This is a genomic window from Bradyrhizobium sp. Kon58 (assembly GCF_055807455.1).
Genome location: NZ_JBVVOT010000030.1, coordinates 79663 through 92388 on the forward strand (window position 1 = coordinate 79663; position 12726 = coordinate 92388).

A 12726-nucleotide genomic window follows, 5' to 3' on the forward strand; every position below is an offset into this window, starting at 1 on the left:
CACGCCGTTGGTCGAGCGCTGGTTTGCGAGCCACCGGGTTCGGCGGCCTCTGGCTTGTGCTCGCGGGCGCTCAGGTCGGAGACATTCCCGCGGCAACAGCCGCAGTCATCGCAGCCACCTGGACCAGCCTGTGCCTGCTTGAGCCGAGCAGAGCGCGCCGGTCGCTTTCCGCCATTGCCCGACTCGTGCTGCTTTTCCTCTATCACTCAGTGGTTGCCGGCCTGGACGTTGCCGGCCGCGCGCTGGACCCCCGATTGCCGCTTCATCCGGGCTTTCTGGTCTATCCGACCCGGTTATCCCGTGGCGTACGGCAGAACGTGTTCACGACGCTCACCAGCCTGCTGCCCGGTACGGTGCCAGCCGGAGAGGAGAACGACCATATCATCTATCATTGTCTCGACATTAATCAGCCCGTCCTCGCCGACCTCGCTGCCGAGGAAGCGGCGCTGGTCCGGGCGCTCTACAATGACTGAGTTCCTGACCGCAGCGGTCGGCTTGATCCTATCGCTGCTGGCGCTCGGCCTGGTGTCGATCTTGCGCGGCCCGACCGATGCCGATCGCATGATGGCCGCGCAATTGATCGGCACGGCGGGCATTGCCGTACTGCTGCTGCTCGGCACCGTGACGGGCGTTCCCGCAACCGTCGACGTGGCGTTAATTCTAGCGCTGCTCGCCACTTTCGCATCCATCGCGTTCGTCAAGAAAGGGCTGTCCCACCTTAATACCGACCAGGTCGATTCGCCGGAGGATAAATGAACCTCGCACGCGACATCGTGACGATTGCGTGTGTGTCAGCAGGCGCATTCTTCTTCCTGGCGGGCACAGTCGGTCTCCTTCGCTTTCCCGACACTTTGACCCGGCTGCACGCCTTGACCAAAGCCGACAACCTCGGCCTGGGCTTCGTCGTGCTCGGATTGCTTCCTCAAGCCGAACACCCGCGCGAAGGGTTGAAGTTGATCAGCATCTGGGTCTTTGCGCTTCTTGCTGGCGCCACGGTCTCCCAATTGATCGCACGAACAATACGCCGGAGCGGTGCCCGATGAGTATCGCTATGGCTTTCGAGATCATGCTCGCCGCCGTGGTGCTGGGTCTCGCCACTTGGACTATCGCTGTCCCCGAAACCTATCCGGCAACGGTCGGATTCGTCGCCTACGGTCTCCTGGTTGCTCTGATTTGGGTTCGCCTCGATGCCGTCGATGTCGCACTGACTGAGGCCGCCATCGGCGGAGGTCTGGGCGGAGTGGTTCTGTTGGGGGCGGCTGCCCGGTTGCGCGATGCAGAGGCGGTCGCGTCTGAACCACCCAGCCGGGTCGTTCGTCTGAGCGCGGCCATATTGTCTTCCTTGACAGCGGCTGCGCTGGGCTTCGCAATCCTGCTCCTGCCTGACCCGCCCCCCTCCCTTGCGCAGGTCGTGGTCTCGAATGCCGGCGCAACCGGACTGGCTAACCCTGTCACCAACGTGCTCATGGCGTTCCGCGGGATGGACACCATGCTCGAGAAGGTCGTGCTCCTGCTGGCAATTGTTGGCGTCTGGTCGCTTGCGTCGGACCAGGCTTGGGGTGGCCGTCCGGGACCCCGCCACGAAGCGGATCCAGATGGCGTGCTTGCCTTCCTCGCCCGACTGCTGCCCCCCGCGGGCATCGTCGTTGGCGTTTACATGTTGTGGACAGGGGCCGATCACCCGGGCGGAGCATTCCAGGGCGGTGCTGTTCTCGCGTCGATGTGGCTGCTGGCGATGATGGCCGGATTGGCGGACGCACCACCCGTCAGCAGCCGAGGGCTGCGGCTCCTCCTGACGGCCGGCCCCGGCCTATTTCTTCTTGCCGGCCTCGGAGGATTGTTTTTTGCGCAGGCGTTCCTGGCTTATCCGGATGAGTTCGCAAAGCCGATGATACTCAGCATCGAGATCGCCATGACTTCGACGATCGCAGCAACTCTCGCCCTGTTGCTCGCTGGCCCACCGGAAAGGAATACAGGATGACGAGCAGCGCAACCGTGTTCGGAACCTGTGCTGCAGCAATGGTTGGGCTTGGGCTCTACAGCCTGATTACGGTCCCGCAACCGCTTCGCAAGATCCTCGCATTCAACCTCATCGGCAGCGGTGTGTTTCTTCTATTCGGCATCGTCGGACGCAGGGGCGCTGGGGCGGGCGTTGGAAACGATCCGGTGCCACAGGCGCTAGTGATCACGGGCGTCGTGGTCGCGTTTTCCGCAACAGCCTTGGCAATCGCCTTGTTGCTCCGCTTGTTCCACACCGTCGGGTCCACCACGCACAGCAATCCCTCACCGACGAGCCCGCACTCCGATTCACTCGGTGACTGATGCTGTCCTCCGCCCCCGCATTGGCCACGACCGCGTCTGGCTTTTTGCTGGTGCTGTCGATCATTGTACCAGTCGCGGGCGTGCTGCTAGCTTTCGCTCTTGGGGACCGGTGTGTGCGGCAAGTCGCCTTGGCCGTCGCGGCAGGCGGGTCGGCAGTTGTGACCGCAATTGCTCTGGCCTTGCCGCCAAGCGATGGCCTCCTCGTCTATCTGCTCGGGGCGTGGGCGCCACCGCTCGGGGTGGCGCTGCGCGCCGACGGATTGTCCGTCGTGATGCTCGCGACAACGGCAGTCGTGATCTGCGCGGTCGCCGTTTATGCGGCGACGGACTTTCTCCCTTCAGCAACGGGCGCACGCGCTCCGTTCGCATTCTGGATCCTCTTGCTGGCGGTCTGGGCAGCGCTGAATACGATTTTCGTGGGCGGTGATCTCTTCACACTGTATGTGGCCTTGGAATTGCTGACATTCGCCGCGGTGCCGCTGGTCTCACTCGGCGGCACGGCAGAGACACTTCAGGCTGCGCTGCGCTATCTTCTCTTCGCATTGCTCGGTTCGGTCCTCTACCTGATGGGTACGGCCCTGCTCTACGGCCTGTACGGCACGCTCGATATCGAGCTGCTGTCTCATCGTCTTCGTGGAGAAACCGCTACGCTCTTCGCGGCAGCATTGATGACGACCGGCCTCCTCGCCAAGACCGCGCTCTTTCCCCTGCATCTCTGGCTGCCACCGGCCCATGCCGGCGCGCCGGCCGCAGCGAGCGCGATCCTGTCCGGCCTCGTCGTGAAGGGATCGTTCTTCATCCTCCTGCGGCTTTGGTTCAACGTTCTGCCGGGTGTGCCCGGGTTTGCCGCCGCACAATTTCTGGCAGCGTTGGGAGCCGGCGCTATTCTGGTCGGAAGCATCGTGGCCTTGCGGCAGGAGCGCCTGAAGCTACTCGTCGCATATTCGACACTGGCTCAAATCGGATATCTCTTTCTGGTGTTTCCACTCGCCCTCGACGCCTCGGGCCGGCTCGAGAACGGACAAGCTCTAGCAGGCGGATTGCTTCAGGCGGCCTCCCACGCCACGGCGAAGGCGGCCATGTTCCTGGCCGTCGGTTCGATTTATGCCGGGCTGGGTCATGACCGCATTACCGGGATACAGGGCGTCGCCCGGGCCCTGCCCTTGAGCGTCACGGCTTTTGGCCTAGGCGGCATCGCACTGATAGGTATCCAGCCCAGTGGATCTTCCCTTGCGAAGGAGCTCTTGCTTGAGGAAACGGCAAGGACCGGACAATGGTGGTGGGCCATCGTGCTCCACGCCGGCGGAATGTTTACAGCCGCGTATGTTCTGGTGGTCCTCTCTCATGCGCTTGCTGCTCCGGATCAATCCATCGTCCTCCCCCGCATTCCGCACCGCAGCAGCGATTTGGCGGCCCTTGCCCTCGCGCTCTGTTCACTTCTGCTTGGAGTCGTGCCTTGGCATACCTTTCTGCCGATTCCACCTGGTGCGGCATCGAAGCTGTTCGAAATCGGCGGGCTTCTCAAGCTTGGCGTGACAGTGCTCGGAGGTGCGGCGCTCGCTATCCTGCTCAGTCCCTGGCCGCATCCGGTCGGCTTTTCCGCGGCATGGAAGACGCTGATGAGCATCATCGGCCCGATCCGACGCGGCTGTCTTGAACTCGGCAAGCTCATTGAAGGCAGCGACGATGTTCTGCGGCAATGGTCGACCGCGGGCATATCACTCCTGCTTTCCACATTACTACTCACCGCCTTGATGTTCGGCGCCAATTAAACCCGGGTGGAGCGGCACGACCAAACGAACCCGCTCCGAGGCAGGTCCGGGACATTCTTCGGGCGCCCGAGGGTTTTCTCGGATGCCGCGACGGTGGCTTGCCCCTTATTCTCTGTCCCGCACCGTGCAGCGGGCATCCGCCTTCCCGCCGGAAGCTGACCCAATCGTACTTTTAGGAGGTCTTCATGTCTGATCTGGTCGCAATTGTGTACCCGAACGAAGCAAAGGCTGAAGACGTTCGCCAACGGCTGCTCAAACTGCAAAACGAGTATCTGATCAGCATCGGCGACGCAGTCATCGCCGTGAAGACCGATACCGGGAGCGTCAAGCTCAACCAGCTCGTCAACACAACGGCCACGGGCGCAATCTCCGGAAGTTTTTGGGGGCTCCTGATCGGCGTACTCTTTCTCAATCCAATTATCGGCGTGGCACTTGGTGCGGCCTCCGGCGCGCTGGGAGGTGCTTTGTCGGATTTCGGCATCAAGGATTCGTTCGTTAAGGAGCTCTCTGCGTCGCTCTCTCCCGGCAATGCGGCCCTCTTCGTCCTGATCAAGAACATGACAGCCGACAAGGTGCTCAATGAGATCAAGGACGCCGGCGGGGTCGTGCTGAAGACGTCTCTGGACGAGACCAAGGAAAAGATCCTGCGCGACGCGCTCGCCAGCACAGCGGAGCGGCCGGCGGCCTGAGCCGCTTACCGCCGCCCTCCCATCAGGCGCAAGAGCATCATGAATAGATTGATGAAGTTGAGATAGAGCGACAGCGCCGCGATCACCGACTTGCGGCCTGTCACTGTCTCGTCGTCCTTATGATCGTACATCGCCTTGATCCTCTGCGTATCGTAGGCCGTGAGTCCCGCAAAGACACCGACTCCGACGATCGAAATCAACCATTCCAATCCTGTCGATCTCATGAAGAGGTTCACCACGCTGGCGATGACGACTCCGATCAGACCCATGAACAGAAAGCTGCCCATCCCAGACAGATCGCGCTTGGTGGAATAGCCGAAGACACTAAGTGCCGCAAACATTGTCGCCGCGATGAAGAAAACGCGCGTGATCGAGGCGCTGGTGTAAATGTGCAGCAGGGTCGAGAGCGAGACGCCAACCAAAGCGGCATAGAGGAAGAACAGCAGCCGCGCCGTTGCCGCCGACAGTGTATTGATGCGCGCACCGATGAAAAACACCAACCCGAGCGGTGCCAGGATGAAAACCCACATCAGCGGGCTCTGAAGCAATGCAGGGCCCGTGATCTGATAGGTCAACCATGCCGCGATGGCCGTGAGGCCAACACCTGCGGCCATATAGTTGTAGATGCGCATCATGTAGGTGCGCAATCTAGCGTCGATCGCGAGCGAGCCGCCAGCGGCTTGCGATACGGTCGCATTGGGATCATAGTTTGACATGGCTTCCTCTTCGCGTCTCGTCGCAGAAACAAGCCAGGGTAATCGTCCAGCGACGGCTGGAACATCGGATGATCACCTTACGGCTCGGGGATACACTACCTATCTCGCCGGCTGCTCGCCGCAGCTTTGTCGAAACGGGAAGCGCCCATCCGGCCTTCGTCATCCCTTTTGTCAAGTTTCTTACACGTTTGTAACTGGAAGCAGGCGCTGCGCCGGCCTACTCGGTCTGCATGCGCTACTTCTTTCATATTGTCGACAAGTACGGCCTCTCTCCGGATGGAACAGGGCACGAGCACGCGGACGAGGAAGCGGCCGTCCTGCATGCGAGGTTTATCGCGGCAGAACTTGTAAAGGCTGGCGAGTTCTTCCGTGAAGGCCTGGTACTGGTCGCTGCCAGGCCGGGATCGTCCGACGCGATAGTTCCAGGGTGACGTCAACGGGGCCGTACGCTCGTCCGCAGATTCCATGCTGCCTCTTCTACAGAGAATCCCGGATGTCCGGAGGTGACCGTCGCCTCTAAGCTCGGGACAAGGATGGCCCGCCTATTCCGTTCGAGTCCGACGGCGCGGCACTCCATCTCCGGCCGAAAGCCATTCTCGTCATGGCTCCTTCTTCGAAAAACGTCGACACGAAGCTTTCGCGAAGTGCGCTCGTGGCACTTGTGGTTGGGTCGATGGTTGGCTCCGGCATCTTCGCGCTGCCTGCATCATTCGGACGTGCCACGGGCGTCCTCGGGACGTTGATCGCCTGGGTCATCGCGGGCACTGGCATGCTGATGCTCGCCTTTGTTTTTCAGACACTCTCCCGCCGCAAGCCGGATCTGGACGCGGGCATCTATGCCTACGCCAAGGCCGGGTTCGGAGAATACGTCGGATTTGCTTCAGCGGCAGGCTACTGGATTGGATGCTGCATCGCGGACGTAGCCTGTCTAATTCTGATCAAGGCGACGATCGGGCAATTCTTTCCCGTCTTCGGCGACGGCACGACGCTGGTAGCCATCGCATCGGCATCCGTCCTGCTGTGGAGCGTCCATTTTCTAGTGCTGCGAGGCATCAAGGAGGCCGCCACGCTCAATGCGGTTGCGACTTACGCCAAAATCATTCCCATCCTGCTTTTCATCGGCGTAGCATTCATCGTTCTCGATCCCGACATGATGTCGCGGAATTTCTGGGGGACCGAACAGCCGGGCGTCGCAGCGGTTTCCTCACAGGTTCGAAGCACGATGCTGCTCACCGTATTCGTCTTCGTCGGGATCGAGGGCGCAAGCGTGTACTCGCGTTACGCCCGTCATCGCTCCGACATCGGGTTCGCGACGGTCACCGGCTTCCTGTCCGTTCTCTGCCTTCTCGTACTCGTGACGCTATTGTCCTACGGGGTGCTTCCGCAGCAGGAACTTGCGGGTTTGTCGACACCGTCGATGGCCGGTGTGATGGAAACGATGGTCGGACGCTGGGGTGCAATCTTCATCAGTCTGGCGCTGCTGGTCTCGATCCTGGGTAATTACCTATCGTGGTCGCTGCTCGCAGCCGAGGTGCTGCATTCCGCCGCCATCAACCGCACCATGCCCTCCTTCCTCGCGGTCGTGAACAAACACGAAGTTCCTGTCGGAGCATTGTGGCTCACCAATTGCGTCATCCAGGCCTTCGTTCTGGTTACCTGGTTTGCAGAGTATGCGTTCACGCTGGCCTTGAAGATGACAAGCGCGATGACGCTGATCCCCTATTTTCTGGTGGCCGCCTACGGCCTCAAGCTGGCGTATCTCGGCGACTCCTACCATGCCGGAGAACGGGCCCGCACGGTCGATGGGATCCGCTCGGCGATCGCAACGCTCTACGCAATCGGCATGATCTACGCGGGTGGTCCAACGTTTCTTCTGCTGTCGTCGATACTCTACGCGCCAGGGACGATTTTGTTCGTTCTGGCCAGGCGCGAGCGCAAGGAAGCCGTCTTCAAGCCGTTCGAAGCAACCATCTTTGCTGGGCTCGCGCTGGCCGCTTGTACCGGCGTCTATGCATTGGCCGTCGGAGCCATTTCAATCTGAAAGTGTTGGTCACTGGAGGCGAATATGAATGTCCGAATCGTCTGCGGCGCTTTGGCCCTGGCCGCGTCGGTCGCCACCGCGCCGTCGCCCCTCGCTCGTGCGCAATCGACCGCCCCCGCCACATCGGCGTCACACGCTGCCGCTGCGGCACCTGCGCCCGGCGCAGCGCCCCCAAACACGAACACCAGCCCCGCAAAGCATCGCTACTGGCGGCACCGCGGCGGCTCTCATCCCCACTACGGCAGCCGCCGTATCCGTACTTAGGCTTGGCACAAGGCCCCTTCGCAACCCGCGAGTGACCGATGAGTGAACTGAGGATTGGAGCGGACCACCTTCGCGAGCACGCACCGAGCGAGACTGCAGTCGTGGCCCGCGGCCAGCGCAGTCTTCTCGCAACGGGCCTGATCCTGCTCGGGATATGCGTGGCTCTCTTCCTGATCTGGGAAACCGTCTCCAGCCTCCTCATCGTCTTCGCAGGCGTGCTCTTCGCAGCTCTCCTGGACGCATCCTCAAGGGCTCTGGCTTCTGTGGTTCGACTGAACCGTATTTGGCGGCTGACCATCGTGCTGCTGCTGCTCACGGCAGCGGTCGGACTCTGCATGGTCTGGGGGGCAGGCAAACTTCCGGAGCAAACGCGCATTTTGCTTAAGGTCATGGACGCCCAGTTCGACGTGCTGCAACAGCACTTTCTCACCTACGGCATCGATCTGCTTGGTCCGGAGTGGGGCCGCGACTTTGCGCAATGGTTGGTCTCGGATCAAGGCCGCTTCTTCAGCAACGCCCAGCGCGTCGTTGGCGGAGCATCCAGCTTTCTGGCTGGCGCGCTGGTAATTGTGTTCCTTGGCATTCTCTTTGCCTTCGATCCCACCAGTCACCGCGAGAGCATCGTTATACTCGCGAAGCCATCGTATCGCGCTCGGACGCGCTACGTGATGGACCAGATGGGTGGTGTCCTGCGGCTGTGGTTCGTGGGGCAACTGATCCGTGTTGTCCTGATGATGCTGTGCGTCTGGGTCGCGCTCTATTTCATCGGGCTGCCTGGCCCCTTCGTGCTTGGTTTGCAGGCGGGCATGTCGAACTTCGTCCCGTATCTCGGACCGATCCTTGCCGCGATCCCGATCGCGCTCGTGGCCATGCCGCTCGGCGCATCGTTGCTGATCTGGGCCGTCGCCGTATATACCATCATCCAGTCGATCGAAGGTTACGTGATTGGGCCGCTGATCCAGCGCCAGGCAGTCGAAATCCCTCCCGCTTGGACACTAGTGGCGATCGTGCTGCTGGGTGCCATGTTCGGCGTGATGGGCATCGCGCTTGCCATGCCGCTGGTTGCGGTCGGCAGGGTGGCGATCATAAGGTTCTATGTCGAGGATTACCTCGGAGACGCCGCCGGGCGGATAGTCGACAACGGCAGTCTCGAGGCGCCGCATGAGCGAGCTTGAAGCTGAACGGACCGCTGGAACGATCACGCCGTCAACACGCTCGGGTATGACGCGCCTTTTATGGCAGCAGCTTCCCTACATCGTCGCGCTCGTACTGGCCGTTGCGGGCGTTGCCTACACCAATGCGTCGCACCAGCCCTTGGTCGGCTATTGGGAATTCCTCGCGCTTGCGATCGGCGTGGTCTGCGTCATCAACAAATGGCCGGAGGTCGATAGCAGGGAGGAGCGCTGGCGGCTAATCTGGACTCAGGCTTTGCACTGGGTCGCCGTTCTGGTCGCGATGAACATCATGCTGGTGTCTGGTGTTCAACAGTTGCTGCCGACGCCCGCGACAAGCCTGGTTCTCCTCACATTGCTTGCCCTCGGGACATTCCTTGCCGGCATCAGTCTGCTGTCGACGCAGATAGCCTTTCTAGGTGTCGCCATGGGCATCACTGTCCCAGCAATCTCCTGGCTCCAGCAATCCATGATCTTCTTCCTATTGGGCGCCGTTTTACTGATCGGGCTCGGCATTACCTTCTGGCTTCGCCAGGATCGAGACCCAAGCGAGTCCACCGCCAAAACGAACATCGGACCGGAGGCGTGAATGCGAATCAACTTGCTTGCCGCGAGCAGTTGCGGACTCACTGTCATGTACGTGCTTGCCACGCCGGCCGTAGCTCAGCCATTCACGGTCGGCAGACTCATCTGCGCCAGCTCACCGCGTGTAGGCCTCGTTCTCGGCTCGGCCCAGGAGCTTCGTTGCGTCTTCACTGCGACGCGGCCACGACAGCAGTACATCTATGAGGGCAGTATCAGGCGCGTCGGTCTCGACCTCGGCGTTACCAGCGCAGGATCTCTGTCCTGGACCGTCCTAGCACGAAGATCGCGCGTCGGACCGGGCACCTTGCGGGGAAGCTATGTCGGCGCCAGCGGCAGCGTCGCGATGGGTCCTGGCCTCGGAGCGAATGTGCTCATCGGAGGTTCTCGCCGCTCGGTCATGCTGCAGCCCCTGTCCATCGAGCGGTCGATCGGATTGAACCTTGCAGCCGGGATCACCAATCTGACACTCGGGCCGCGCGGGCGATAGATCGTATCTTACGAAGGAGATCTTTATGGCTAGATCATGCAAGTTCGAGCGGAGTTTGATGAGCCACGAGGAATATGGTGCGATCCGGGCTTCCCATCATCCGGAAATCTACGCTCTCGATCCATCAGGTCTGGACACGCTCCGTATCCGCCTGCGGCAGATGCGCGACAAGGAGCAAACCCTGGTGAAGCAGAAGCAACGTGAACGGAGAGGCAAGGCTGAACCACGAGGCTCAAGCTTTCCGGAAACCACCGAGCGTCCGCTGCAGCGAGTGCAGGTCTTCGCGGGAGCCCTCAAGCGCCTGAACAAGGAGGTGAGTCGGATCAGGAACCTGGAAGCGCGTGCGGCCAATATTGATGCCGCTCGTCGCGCCCTCGCGATGCGGCGCAATGCCAAGTTCACATCTTACCCGGCCGCAGGCGACGCAGCGAACAGTGGGATGAATCCTCAGCCCAGCCGACGCCGCAGGACCAGGATGTCCGGAAAGCGAATTGGCAGTATCTCACAGGCGACGAAAGCCTCCCAGGCCAAGCGCGATTCGAGACATTGATCTCACCGAGCACCTGGCTTGGCCTTGGCTTCCAGCCATGGTCCCTCGGGACTCGTTAGCGGCCAAGTTCTCACTTAGCGACAGTACCGGCTCGATACGCGGTGCGACCTGCCGCTATGCGAGCGGTACCAGCAACTGCCGCTTCGCCAATAATATCGATGCCAATGTTGATGTCGCCGGTGGGCACCGGTGATCGCTCCGGCCGTCGCTCCTATAACGGCGCCGCGACGACCGCCAATGGCGCCGCCGATGACGGCACCCCGAACTGCGCTTTGGCCAAAGGACTCATTGGAAGGCAGCATTCCTGCAAGTGACAGCAGAATTACCAATAGCGAAAGCTTCCGCATTTCGCAGGCCCTTTCTTTGATCAAGCAGTGGTGGTTAATTTGCTGATCGCCGCAGGTGGCATATCACCGAGCGGCCAACGGATATATCCGTACATTGCCATTCACCTCCAAGGGTTTTTGTGGATTAAGTGCGCGGTCATGAATACCACGGACTCTCTCTACTTAGACAACCTCAGCATCGGAGAGCGCCTGCACAAAGTCGCTCATCCAACTTTCGCCCCGAGCGCTCCCTTGCGCCGGCACGCCAGTTCGATTCTGCGGCGGTGCCTGATCGGCACCTTAGCCGTTCTGCTATGGTTGGCAATTTCGCCAATGCCGCGTCGCTGGTTGCAGTGGTCCTCGCCATTGGCATCGTCGTTGATGACGCGAATGCATCGACCGGCGCAAGGGGCAGGCCTTGGCGTGACCTCCAATATTTCCGCCGACACATTCAGGGTTTCGTCCGATGTCAGCATTGCGCGTCCGCTACTAGCGTTCCACGGCGCCAACTTGATGCGGGAGGATAGCGTGGCCACCTACGACAGCAGCCCCCAGATGAGGACCTTGACTCCTCCATCCCGGTGGACATGCGCGATCCTTGGTGTCGTGATGATCGCGGCCGGCATTTTTACGCTGGGCGATGTCGTGCTCGCAACGATCATCAGCGTCAAGCTGATCGGGCTTACCGCAATCCTCGCCGGTGCATTCGAGGTCATCCACGCGTTTTGGACAAGGGGATGGGGCGGCTTCCTCTGGCAGATCCTGCTCGGCGCGCTCTATCTTGCGTTCGGATTGCTGCTGCTTACGCAGCCGGCGGCCGGGGCCCTCATCCTGACTTCACTGCTTGGGGCGGTTCTACTGGCATCAGGAATCATCCGGTGCGTGCTCAGCTTTGCACATTGGCAACAAGGTGGCTGGCTGATGCTAGTTTCTGGCATCATCGGGCTGCTCGCTGGCTTTCTGATCGTGTTCAGCTTCCCGGCCATCAGCGTCTGGGCGCTCGGATTTTTGCTGGGAGTCGATTTGATTTCGCACGGCCTTGCTTGGCTGCTGTACGCGCTCCAATCCCTACGAAGGGCGACTTAGGTCCGAGGGGAGTACAACATGACCGCTCCCAGCCGCCGTGATTTCCGCGATCTCGTTCAAGGCCCGTGCTAGTTCGAAGAACTTTGAATTATTGCACCAGGAATGGACCCCGGCTCCGCTGTTTCTTCCAGAGGGTGGACGAAAATGCCCCTCCTCGCACGGCGAACTTTTCAGGCCCTCGAGGATTGCGCAAAGCGTCAGTTCGAAGAGCAAGAGAACGCGCGCTACATCAGCGATCCCGTCAAAGATCTTCAGACCGGCCAGGTCCTATTGCTGGAACAAGCTGCGAACCCAGCGAGCGATTCAATTAGCAAGGAGGATGGCGGCCAGTCGTAGCTCGGCACCGTAGCTCCCCAGACGTCGATCTGCCTTGTGCACAAGAATCGCTGGCTTTTCAATGTCCTGACCAGTCGGTGTAGAGGAGTGGATATTTGCCGGGCTTGTCTTGGCGCTCAGCGTCGAGTGGTTTGAGCCTTCCAGCCATTGTTCCTCCGGGAAAAACCGTCCTCCGAACCTACGGTCCAAAGCTACGGTCAGCCGCCCGATTAGGGAGAACATCGACGAACTGCGAAGTACAGGCCTTCGATGCAAGTAGCTGATATTGCTGTGGGGTTCGAACGACTGCGAACAGTGGAGAACTGAGCGGCCCGAGACATAGGTGACAAAACGTACCGGACACATGGGTTACACTTTCCGCTTTTGTTCTGCGGGAGGTG

The 12726-nt window shown here is 60.7% G+C and carries 16 protein-coding genes; 15 read left to right on the plus strand and 1 reads right to left on the minus strand.

Translation table 11 applies throughout. The features are described from left to right. Positions 1-23 precede the first annotated feature (23 nt). The 7 genes from AC0L20_RS32570 to AC0L20_RS32600 all read left to right on the plus strand — a co-directional run bounded on the left by AC0L20_RS32570 (position 24) and on the right by AC0L20_RS32600 (position 4783). Entirely contained in the window at positions 24-473 is a 450-nt protein-coding gene (locus AC0L20_RS32570; RefSeq protein ID WP_473294650.1) for a Na+/H+ antiporter subunit E, read from the plus strand. Further along, the gene (locus AC0L20_RS32575) at positions 466-756 is read left to right on the plus strand and encodes an MrpF/PhaF family protein (RefSeq protein WP_473294632.1); all 291 of its coding nucleotides are present in this window, start codon (positions 466-468) and stop codon (positions 754-756) included. Before AC0L20_RS32570 ends, AC0L20_RS32575 begins: the two co-directional genes overlap by 8 nt. Continuing rightward, a complete protein-coding gene (locus AC0L20_RS32580; RefSeq protein WP_473294633.1) occupies positions 753-1043 on the plus strand; it encodes a cation:proton antiporter in 291 nt (96 codons plus the stop codon). Before AC0L20_RS32575 ends, AC0L20_RS32580 begins: the two co-directional genes overlap by 4 nt. An 8-nt stretch (positions 1044-1051) precedes the next feature. Beyond that, positions 1052-1981: a hydrogen gas-evolving membrane-bound hydrogenase subunit E gene (gene mbhE, locus AC0L20_RS32585; RefSeq protein ID WP_473294634.1), complete on the plus strand. Its 930-nt coding sequence runs from the start codon at positions 1052-1054 to the stop codon at positions 1979-1981. Next, positions 1978-2322, plus strand: a complete 345-nt coding sequence (locus AC0L20_RS32590; protein ID WP_473294635.1) for an NADH-quinone oxidoreductase subunit K — start codon at positions 1978-1980, stop codon at positions 2320-2322. Before mbhE ends, AC0L20_RS32590 begins: the two co-directional genes overlap by 4 nt. Then, a complete protein-coding gene (locus AC0L20_RS32595; RefSeq protein WP_473294636.1) occupies positions 2322-4094 on the plus strand; it encodes a complex I subunit 5 family protein in 1773 nt (590 codons plus the stop codon). The genes AC0L20_RS32590 and AC0L20_RS32595 overlap by 1 nt, the downstream gene beginning before the upstream one ends. Before the next feature lie 185 nt (positions 4095-4279). Then, a complete protein-coding gene (locus AC0L20_RS32600; RefSeq protein ID WP_473294637.1) occupies positions 4280-4783 on the plus strand; it encodes a DUF1269 domain-containing protein in 504 nt (167 codons plus the stop codon). 5 nt (positions 4784-4788) lie between these two features. Here AC0L20_RS32600 and AC0L20_RS32605 read toward each other — a convergent pair whose 3' ends face one another. After that, positions 4789-5499 carry a Bax inhibitor-1/YccA family protein gene (locus AC0L20_RS32605; RefSeq protein WP_473294638.1) on the minus strand — a complete coding sequence of 237 codons (711 nt, stop codon included), beginning with the start codon at positions 5497-5499 and terminating at the stop codon, positions 4789-4791. 230 nt (positions 5500-5729) lie between these two features. Between AC0L20_RS32605 and AC0L20_RS32610 the strand changes: the two genes are divergently transcribed. The 8 genes from AC0L20_RS32610 (at position 5730) to AC0L20_RS32645 (ending at position 12346) form a co-directional block, all read left to right on the plus strand. After that, the gene (locus AC0L20_RS32610; protein ID WP_473294639.1) at positions 5730-5930 is read left to right on the plus strand and encodes a DUF6894 family protein; all 201 of its coding nucleotides are present in this window, start codon (positions 5730-5732) and stop codon (positions 5928-5930) included. A gap of 170 nt (positions 5931-6100) precedes the next feature. Continuing rightward, a complete protein-coding gene (locus AC0L20_RS32615) occupies positions 6101-7540 on the plus strand; it encodes a basic amino acid/polyamine antiporter (protein ID WP_473294640.1) in 1440 nt (479 codons plus the stop codon). A 302-nt stretch (positions 7541-7842) separates the two neighbouring features. After that, positions 7843-8979, plus strand: coding sequence for an AI-2E family transporter (locus tag AC0L20_RS32620; protein ID WP_473294641.1), 1137 nt, complete (start codon positions 7843-7845; stop codon positions 8977-8979). Beyond that, positions 8966-9565, plus strand: coding sequence for a hypothetical protein (locus AC0L20_RS32625; RefSeq protein ID WP_473294642.1), 600 nt, complete (start codon positions 8966-8968; stop codon positions 9563-9565). Before AC0L20_RS32620 ends, AC0L20_RS32625 begins: the two co-directional genes overlap by 14 nt. After that, positions 9566-10048, plus strand: a complete 483-nt coding sequence (locus tag AC0L20_RS32630; protein ID WP_473294643.1) for a DUF992 domain-containing protein — start codon at positions 9566-9568, stop codon at positions 10046-10048. It begins immediately after the preceding gene. 58 nt (positions 10049-10106) lie between these two features. Further along, positions 10107-10598, plus strand: coding sequence for a hypothetical protein (locus AC0L20_RS32635; protein ID WP_473294644.1), 492 nt, complete (start codon positions 10107-10109; stop codon positions 10596-10598). Between the two features lie 485 nt (positions 10599-11083). Continuing rightward, complete coding sequence (locus AC0L20_RS32640; protein ID WP_473294645.1) at positions 11084-12010, plus strand: HdeD family acid-resistance protein; 927 nt, start codon at positions 11084-11086, stop codon at positions 12008-12010. Between the two features lie 144 nt (positions 12011-12154). Then, positions 12155-12346, plus strand: a complete 192-nt coding sequence (locus AC0L20_RS32645) for a hypothetical protein (protein WP_473294646.1) — start codon at positions 12155-12157, stop codon at positions 12344-12346. Positions 12347-12726 lie beyond the last annotated feature (380 nt).

Coding starts and splice junctions, on each gene's coding strand:
- AC0L20_RS32575 (WP_473294632.1), top strand. CDS start 466: ATGACTGAGTTCCTGACCGCAGCGGTCGGCTTGATCCTATCGCTGCTG.
- AC0L20_RS32580 (WP_473294633.1), top strand. CDS start 753: ATGAACCTCGCACGCGACATCGTGACGATTGCGTGTGTGTCAGCAGGC.
- mbhE (WP_473294634.1), top strand. CDS start 1,052: ATGGCTTTCGAGATCATGCTCGCCGCCGTGGTGCTGGGTCTCGCCACT.
- AC0L20_RS32590 (WP_473294635.1), top strand. CDS start 1,978: ATGACGAGCAGCGCAACCGTGTTCGGAACCTGTGCTGCAGCAATGGTT.
- AC0L20_RS32595 (WP_473294636.1), top strand. CDS start 2,322: ATGCTGTCCTCCGCCCCCGCATTGGCCACGACCGCGTCTGGCTTTTTG.
- AC0L20_RS32600 (WP_473294637.1), top strand. CDS start 4,280: ATGTCTGATCTGGTCGCAATTGTGTACCCGAACGAAGCAAAGGCTGAA.
- AC0L20_RS32605 (WP_473294638.1), bottom strand. CDS start 5,499: ATGTCAAACTATGATCCCAATGCGACCGTATCGCAAGCCGCTGGCGGC.
- AC0L20_RS32610 (WP_473294639.1), top strand. CDS start 5,730: ATGCGCTACTTCTTTCATATTGTCGACAAGTACGGCCTCTCTCCGGAT.
- AC0L20_RS32615 (WP_473294640.1), top strand. CDS start 6,101: ATGGCTCCTTCTTCGAAAAACGTCGACACGAAGCTTTCGCGAAGTGCG.
- AC0L20_RS32620 (WP_473294641.1), top strand. CDS start 7,843: ATGAGTGAACTGAGGATTGGAGCGGACCACCTTCGCGAGCACGCACCG.
- AC0L20_RS32625 (WP_473294642.1), top strand. CDS start 8,966: ATGAGCGAGCTTGAAGCTGAACGGACCGCTGGAACGATCACGCCGTCA.
- AC0L20_RS32630 (WP_473294643.1), top strand. CDS start 9,566: ATGCGAATCAACTTGCTTGCCGCGAGCAGTTGCGGACTCACTGTCATG.
- AC0L20_RS32635 (WP_473294644.1), top strand. CDS start 10,107: ATGAGCCACGAGGAATATGGTGCGATCCGGGCTTCCCATCATCCGGAA.
- AC0L20_RS32640 (WP_473294645.1), top strand. CDS start 11,084: ATGAATACCACGGACTCTCTCTACTTAGACAACCTCAGCATCGGAGAG.
- AC0L20_RS32645 (WP_473294646.1), top strand. CDS start 12,155: ATGCCCCTCCTCGCACGGCGAACTTTTCAGGCCCTCGAGGATTGCGCA.